Origin of the sequence: Ruminococcus sp. (genome assembly GCF_017650195.1) — a bacterium.
In the GTDB taxonomy this organism is placed as follows: Bacteria; Bacillota; Clostridia; order Oscillospirales; family Ruminococcaceae; genus Ruminococcus.
On sequence record NZ_JAGCFH010000072.1, the window covers coordinates 1 to 8,257 of the forward strand.

At 42.4% G+C, this 8,257-nt stretch carries 8 protein-coding genes and 1 pseudogene; all 9 read right to left on the minus strand.

What is annotated here, in order from left to right; all coding sequences use genetic code 11:
• Positions 1–785 precede the first annotated feature (785 nt).
• Positions 786–1,007 (minus strand): DUF1858 domain-containing protein, encoded by a 222-nt coding sequence (locus J6U00_RS02900; protein ID WP_296578606.1) that lies wholly within the window; start codon positions 1,005–1,007, stop codon positions 786–788.
• Positions 1,008–1,018: 11 nt separating this feature from the next.
• Entirely contained in the window at positions 1,019–1,873 is an 855-nt protein-coding gene (gene nifH / locus J6U00_RS02905; RefSeq protein ID WP_296578610.1) for a nitrogenase iron protein, read from the minus strand.
• Positions 1,874–2,030: 157 nt separating this feature from the next.
• Entirely contained in the window at positions 2,031–2,906 is an 876-nt protein-coding gene (locus J6U00_RS02910; protein ID WP_296578613.1) for a radical SAM protein, read from the minus strand.
• Positions 2,882–3,253, minus strand: coding sequence for a NifB/NifX family molybdenum-iron cluster-binding protein (locus J6U00_RS02915; RefSeq protein WP_296578616.1), 372 nt, complete (start codon positions 3,251–3,253; stop codon positions 2,882–2,884). The genes J6U00_RS02910 and J6U00_RS02915 overlap by 25 nt, the downstream gene beginning before the upstream one ends.
• A gap of 12 nt (positions 3,254–3,265) precedes the next feature.
• A complete protein-coding gene (locus tag J6U00_RS02920) occupies positions 3,266–4,609 on the minus strand; it encodes a nitrogenase component 1 (protein WP_296578619.1) in 1,344 nt (447 codons plus the stop codon).
• Positions 4,610–4,611: 2 nt separating this feature from the next.
• Positions 4,612–6,213: a nitrogenase component 1 gene (locus J6U00_RS02925; protein ID WP_296578621.1), complete on the minus strand. Its 1,602-nt coding sequence runs from the start codon at positions 6,211–6,213 to the stop codon at positions 4,612–4,614.
• Between the two features lie 152 nt (positions 6,214–6,365).
• Complete coding sequence (locus tag J6U00_RS02930) at positions 6,366–7,286, minus strand: LysR family transcriptional regulator (RefSeq protein ID WP_296578624.1); 921 nt, start codon at positions 7,284–7,286, stop codon at positions 6,366–6,368.
• A 300-nt stretch (positions 7,287–7,586) separates the two neighbouring features.
• Entirely contained in the window at positions 7,587–8,078 is a 492-nt protein-coding gene (locus J6U00_RS02935) for a GNAT family N-acetyltransferase (protein WP_296578625.1), read from the minus strand.
• Positions 8,066–8,257 (minus strand): annotated as a pseudogene (locus J6U00_RS02940) (tRNA threonylcarbamoyladenosine dehydratase); the annotation flags it as partial. The pseudogene J6U00_RS02940 and the gene J6U00_RS02935, both read right to left, overlap by 13 nt.

Consider the following 8,257-nt stretch of genomic DNA (forward strand, 5'->3'; position numbering starts at 1 on the left):
GATTTTGAAATCATCAAGAAGTCTCAGATGAATCATATTTTAAAACTTTCCAAGGAACGAAAAAACATTACGTCAAAATCTTCAAGTTGAAGAAAAAATCAAGCGCCTTCCTTTCAACGTATCTACGTTGTTTGGAAGGCGCTTTGTCTTCTTTAACTTCTGAATTTGGGATTATATCATAGATAAACAGCTTTGTCAATAATCATGATGCAGTAGTTCTTTTTGAGGATAACGTAGACAACAATTAGTTGACCAAAGTGTAGTGCATTCATCTTTTTGTGCAATATGTTAAGGCCTTAATGCCATTTTTTTGATGTTCATATAAAAATATATTATCATAAACACCGCCCGAACCTAATGGAAGTTCGGGCGAATCACTTATTTTTCTTTTTCGTTATCAGTTATGACACTGTCATCAGAAAATGTTCGGGGATCAAATATCACTCTCCCTGTTTCTGTACTAATGGAATACATATCACTGTCAAACACCTTTTTGATAAAGCTACTGGAACTCTTTAATATCATAACTATCATTTTTTTTATATTTCTATGGCACATATTTTTTAGGAGATTATTCAAAACGCAGTTTCTTCAACATCGTCCAGCTTTCTACATCCGCTCTGTACAAATGAGCACTGAGCGGAAAATGTGCTGTATGGAATTCTTACTTGTTACCATTTGTACAGCTCCTTTCCTGTTGGGTATGTATATATTATAACCTGTATTCTTTATTCTGTCCAATCCTGATTATCGATCGTCCGTTATAAAAACAGGCTATATTACTTTCATTTCTTTATAATATCATTAAGCTGCGAAACCAACTTTTCTGTATCAAGTCCGTGTACGTCCGCTACATTACTAACAGTTTCAACTCCAGATGAGGGGCATCCGAGACAATGCAGACCTATGCTGAAAAGCAGTTCGGCTGTTTCGGGATGAAACAACACAAGGTCACCGATAAGCGTTTGCGGAGTTACTGTTTCAACTCTGTCAATATCAATTTTCAAAACGTATCACCTCAGATATGATAGTTGTCTTCAAGTGCGTCAAGCAGACCATATTCAAGGAGGATTTCTTCAAGTCGTTCCTGTGTAAGCGGTTTCGGGATCACGAACTGTGTGTTCTCCTCAATCTTTCTTGCAAGTTCACGGTACTCGTCAGCCTGATGTGCATCTGGTTTATGGTCGATAACTGTTTTCTTGTGAATCTCAGCTCTCTGCACCTCATTGTCACGGGGAACAAAATGAATAAGCTGAGTGCCCAGTTCCTTTGCAAATGCGGCAACAAGTTCACGCTCACGGTCAACATTACGGCTGTTGCAAATGATACCGCCAAGGCGTACACCGCCCTGTTTGGCGTATCTTGCAATACCTTTTGAGATGTTATTTGCAGCATAGAGAGCCATCATTTCACCACTTGCGACGATGTAAATCTCCTTTGCTTTGCCCTCACGGATAGGCATTGCAAAGCCGCCGCACACAACGTCACCGAGAACGTCATAGAATACATAATCGAGGTCATCAGTGTATGCACCAAGTCTTTCAAGAAGTCCTATCGAAGTAATGATACCGCGTCCTGCACAGCCTACACCAGGCTCAGGACCGCCTGATTCAACGCAGCGAGTACCGCCATAGCCTTCCTTGAGGATATCTTCAAGTTCAATGTCCTCACCGCTTTCACGAAGAGTATCAAGAACTGTTCTCTGTGCAAGTCCGCCGAGAAGAAGTCTTGTTGAGTCCGCTTTCGGGTCACATCCTACGACCATTACTTTGTTGCCGCGTTCAACAAGTCCTGCTGTGAGATTCTGGGTTGTGGTGGATTTTCCGATACCGCCTTTTCCGTATATTGCGATCTGTCTGATTTCTTTAGCCATTTTTGATTTATTCCTTTCATTCTTGTATTTTCAAAATCTTTACGTTAGCCATCGATAAAAGCTAACAGCTTTTTATTGAGGATAAACTGCATCGCTGCAAGCAGAGAAATAACGCAGCGATGCAGTGCAGGATAAAGCTCCTGTGGGCATGAAAACGTCATCCGTGCGAGAATGTATCCTTATGTGCGATACGCTTTAAATAGATTTGATCGCCGTAGTCCTTTTCACCGGGAACACCTATTGCATCCGCACGGCATCTTTGACAATGCCTGAATACATCAATATATTTTGCAGCCTTAGCCCTGACGCTCTCGATCTGAGCACAGGTCGGCTCGGGATAGTCTTTCAGTTCATTCTGAGGGATAAGAGGAATAATATTGTAAATCGACGCTCCTGCCGCTTTTACAGTCTTCGCTATCTCCTCGATATGCTCGTCGTTTATGCCGATCACAAGCACTGTATTGACCTTAATTGTAATGCCTGCCGCACTGACTTTTCTTATGCCTTCAAGCTGATTTTTTATGAGAATTTCGGCAGCCTCAACGCCTGTATAATGCTTTCCGTGCCACAGTATGCCACGGTTGAGTTTCGCCTCAATTTCGGGATCAACAGCATTGACAGTGACCGTCAGTGAATCTATATCAGCAGCAATTATCTCATCGGCTTTTTCAGCAAGGAGAAGTCCGTTTGTACTCATACATTTCACTAAATCCGGGAAGTTTTTCTTTATAAGTCTGAACGTTTCAAGTGCATAATCCGAAGCAAGTGTATCACCCGGACCTGCAATTCCGGCAACTTTTATGGCCGGGCATAGTTCCAGTGATTTCCTGATTACATCAATTGCCTCATTTGGTTTTATTACCGTTGATGCAACTCCGGGACGCTTTTCATAATCGTTGATACGTCTGTCACAGAATCGGCATTCAATATTGCAGGTGGGGCTTATAGGAAGATGTATCCTGCCTGTTGTGCCTTTCTTTCCTCTTGCGTAGCAAGGGTGCTTGTCAGTCAGTTCTTCGTAGGATATTGCCATTTGTCCACCTCCCACAATTTATCTTTTATTATCTTTTCAATCAGCGGCTCGATAGGAAAAGGTGCTTCATACACCGTAAGTCCTCGGCTTTCAAGCTGCTGCGATGCTCCTTGTCCTATTTTTGCAACAAGTACTGCATGAACATCGCTTAGTACGTTTATTACTTTATCAAATGAAGAATCGTGATGATAGTGTCCCTGACAGACACGCTCGGATTCCCTTGTTCCGATATAATCATATGTCTTTTTTTCATCGTCTATCTCAATAATATGAAATCTCTCTGCATGACCGAAATGCTGATTTACAACTATTCCGTCAGTTGAGGCTATCGCTATCCGATATGCCATCTGATCACCTCATTATTTACCGCCTACTGCGGCTGAATATATCCTTTCAAGGAGCGTAAATGCTCCACGGTAACCTATATAGGTCTTGTTTATTGCAACCTCTTCGGTTGTCGGCGGACCTACTTCTATAAGCAGACCGTTTTTCTCTTTTACAACATCAGTCTCCCATGTTGTGCCGAGAATAAGAGGTACTCCCGTACCAAAATCCGTATTTTTCAGTGATTCCTCAACAAGATATCCGTCCTCGATAAATTCGGGGTCAACCGCAACATCTTCCGCTAAATTATGGAAGTATTCAGCAATTTTCTCACGATATCTCGGCGGAGGATTGTCTGTGATTATTTGTTTTACAGGTATCATGCCTATCTGCGATGCAAGGAATTTCGTATATGCAAGTGTATATGAACTGTCTCCGATAACTGCAAACTGCGAAGGAAGTCCGAACCAGTATTCCGAGAAGAATTCTGCAAAATGTTCAAGGAAATAATAGTAAAGTTCAGATTCTTCTTTTATGAATTTTTCCGACTTCTTCTTGTCTATCCCTGCAAACTCAACTACCTGACGTATGAATGCAGTTGTTGCTTCTTCTCCTATTGGTATCTCGGGAATGTGCAGATATGGCTGACCGTATTTCCTTTCAAGCAGTTTTGCTGTCTTTAAGCCTACCCACGGAGAAATGACAAGATTGAACTGTGCTTTCGGGATATTCTTCCATTCCTTTGCACCTCCGCTCTGTGGGCCGAAAAGGACATTCACTTTAAGGCCCGATGCTCTGAGTATGCGGACAATTTCAAGATAATCACCACGCCAGTTCTGATGGAAGTACGGAACATCAAACCAGAGATTTACATGTCCCTGTTCTTTTTCGCCGTCATAGTCACCCACATACTGATTTATAATAGACTCCACAACAATTTCGTGACCTGTGAGATTGGTTCCCTTGAATCCTCCGGTTTCGGCACATACTATCGGAAATCCCTGTTCACGGTATTTTCTTACTACGCTTTCCACATCGTCACCGATAAGCTCTCCCGAACAGCCTGTAAGGACTACATACAGATCGCCTTTCAGTACCGCAAGAGAAGATCTGATAAGATCATCAAGCTTTTTTGTACCGCCGAATACGATATCATTTTCGCCAACATTTGCACTTGGGATATTTCCTCCTCCTGCACCTGCCGAGCCCTGAAATCCGTTGTCAAAGCTGATAAGAAAGAACTGCTTGTACATACATCCCGGACCGCAGTTTGCTATAGGAACACCACCCTTTATTGCTGCTACTGTATATGCTGCACCTACTGTACAGCCGTAATGCGGATGAACTATCGTACCGCTTTTTGTCTTAGTTTCTGCCATTTTTATGCACCTTTCTTTTTGAGTTTTGCACTGAGAGCCTTATCTAAAATTTCAGGCTTTTTTGAAAGTATGAACGGATCGTCCTGCGACTGCCACCATTTTGTATACGGCAGTTCAACATGACGCTGAAGCACCTGATTGAAACGTTTTCTTGCAAGTATATCAAGGAGAATCTCTCCTGTTCTTATCATGCCGTCATAGCCTACGGGGATATGTTCATCGCCCATTGCAAGTGCAGGGATACCCAGCTTTGCGGCTTCGGGAGCAAGTCCCTGATGACGGATAATAACGAAATCCGTCTTTACTCTGCGGAATACCTGCGGCAGCTGATATGCCTGTGTTTTGCTGACTGTGTAATTCGGAATATCGCCGTAGTTGTCAACAAGATGTTTCAGCGAATTCTGGTTCTCTGCCGCACCGTCATAAACGGGATCATGATGAAATACAACCGAGCCGTCAACTTCTATGCCAAGCTCACGCAGTACAGATATAAGACCGTGTGCATAAGCAGAACCTGTCATGACAAATCCTTTCACGCCCTTGAACTTTTCACGCAGTTCAAGTATTTTCGGCATTACTCTTTCATGCTCTGATTTGATATATTCTTCCGTTTCTTTTTCCTTGCCGACTATTTTTGCAATAGCCCTGAGCCATGCGTCAGTTCCCGCAAAGCCGTAAGGCTGAGGAGCGTCTATCTGCGGAACGCCAAAATGCTGTTCCAGTACCGTTGCCATATACGAACCGAGAGTATGACAGAATGTTGAAGTTGCAACAGCCTCGGATGCCTGAGCAAGTTCATCGTAATTGGCACAGTCGATCATATAGTTCACACGGAGTCCCAGCGGTTTGAGGATATCCGTGAAGTAGTCCGTACCCCATAGTGCAACTATGTTTATGAGGTCTTTCTGCTTCTTCGGGTTCCTCTTTACTATCTTCTGTGCAACACCATGCTGAGAGATATCAAAACCTGTGCTCCAGTGCTTTGAACGGAATCCCTCACAGTGGAGCGGTATTATCGGCACTCCGACTTCGGGTTCCATTTCATCTGCTATACTGTCGATATCTTCACCGATTATCGCAGTTGCACAAGCCATTGATATGAATATCGCTTTGGGAGCAAAACGCTCCTTTGCATCTCTGATAGCCTGTCTCAGCTTGTCGCTTGCACCGAATACCATGTCTTTTTCAAGAAGATTGGTACAGAATATTTTAAGATTCTGTACAGGTTTATGTCTGCGGGTAAGTCCCATTTTGAAAGCAAGATTGAACCACGCATTGTCTGCTGCACAACCGATGGGAGAATGCTGTATGAGTATGCAGTCTGTAAGGTTTCCTATCTGACATTCCACGATAGCATTAGCACACATGGTCTGCTGATTGAGCGGTGTTTTCAGTTCGCATAAACGACAGGCTTTACTGCCGTTACCGCAGCAGCCGCCTTGTTTTCCCTTTGGAATATCATTGCCTTTCTTTTTTTCTTTTCTGCCTTCATAATCCGATTCCTTTACAAGATCCGAGGCAGCTCCGTCCCATGCGATGATAGTACCGAGACGCATTTCACGGTTCTCAACGCTGGTCATTTCGAGATTTATTTTTTTTGCCATTATCTCTGCTCCTTTGCTTTAAGCTATGTTTATATTATACATAGGTTTAGTAGGCATGTCCAATACCGATTTATGAGACACTATTCTCAGAAAAACTGATAACCTCAGTTAACAACAAAAAACCGCCTGATTTTTTATCAGACGGTAATGCCTTATTCAGTTGTTTTCAATGCCCTATGTATTTCATCAATGAACTGTTCACCCATGCTGCTGAGTTCCCAGTTTTTCTTAGTGATATAGCCTATTGTCATAAGACTTTTTGTATTGTCATCATCCTTGAACGGTATGACAAGAAACTGGTCACCACTCAGCTTTTCGGAATATATGCTCGAACACAGAGTATATCCGTTTAGACCTGCCATAAGGTTCATCATGGTTGCACGGTCGGTAGCCTTAACTGTTTTCTGATATGCGTGTTCTATGAGTATCTCCTCAGCAAAGAATATATCGGATTCGCCACCCTGTTCAAAGGATAAACACGGATATGGTTCAAGCTGTTCAAATGTCAGTTCTTTCTCGTTTGCAAGTGGGTGTGACCTTGCAAGATATACACTTGCAGGACATTCTATAAGCGGAGTGAACTCCAGTTCATTCTCTTTAAGCAATTTATTGATAACTCGCTGATTGGCTTCACAGGTATAGATTATACCTATCTCACTTTTCAGAGAGCTAACATCTTTTATAACATCTAAGGTCTTAGTCTCTCTTAGTGCAAGGTCGAACTGATTTGAGTCGTAATGTCTTGCCATTTTTATAAAGGCTTTTACGGCAAATGAGTAATGCTGCATGGAAACTGCAAATTTACGGCGGTATTCGGTATCATCGCCGTAATATTCCATTACTTCCTCATATTGCTGATAAACTTTTTTTATGCGTCTGAGGAATTCCTCACCCTCTATTGTAGGAGTTACACCTTTATGAGTTCGGTGAAATACGGATATACCAATTTCATTTTCAACATCTCTTACAGCACCTGTCAGGGTTGGCTGAGCGATATACAGCTTTTCAGCGGCTTTGTTCATGGATCTTGATTCAGCAATAGTAAGCAGATAATTTATTTGTTGTAAAGTCATAAAAAGCTCCTTATCGGATAAAATAACAGCTTCTCCGTTACCGAAGAAGCTGTTTGTCATTCATTTAAATGTACTTTTTAGGAGGTTATACACTTAATGGTTTCAGCAAAATTTTTACATCGTCCTGTGCTGCACATTCGGTCTCTACCTCTCACGATAGAGCGGAGCATCCCAAGCATACAGACTATTTTATTTTTCATTTCTTACCGCTCCTTTCGTTTGGTATGGCTTTATTATAGCACCGAAAAAACGGTTTGTCCAATTCGAAAAAGCCATTGCAGATTATAGAAAAAAGTTATATCAGAACGTCAGCCGCATCTGATACCATACTGCATCTCCGTGTACGGAGTCTGAAATACCCTCGCTTACATAGCCGAACTTCTCATAGAACGGAATAAGTTTTTCTTTACAGGTGAGAACTATTCCACGACGTTTCTGTTTGCTTGTTTCATTAATTACATACCACATAAGCTGTGAGGCATAACCTTTATGCTGATATTCGGGAAGTGCAGCAACTCCGAACAGCATCAGCCAGTTTCCGTCGGGGGCATACAGTTCGGAATCTTCATACATTTCATCGCACAGGTCTTTTTCATAAGTCGTCATTCCGTTTATCATGCATATTATTTGCTTGTCATTTTCCGTTGTCCAAAAACATTCGGGATATTTCCTCAGTCTGAGTTCAAATGCCTTTCTGTCGGCTGCCTCCGCTATAGGAAAACAACGGCTTTCCAATTCCGTTACGGCGTCAAGATCGCTTATATCGGCATTTCTTATTATTACACCCTGCATATATCCCTCACTACTTCACCTGCAATAAGCAGTCCCGCAACGGCAGGCACAAAAGCAGTACTTCCGGGAATGTCACGGCGTTCCGTACATTTATGCTTTGCATCGGGAGGACATATGCAATGACTGCGGCAGCTTATTGACATATCCTCGATGGGACGTATCGGCTGTTCATCGGAGTA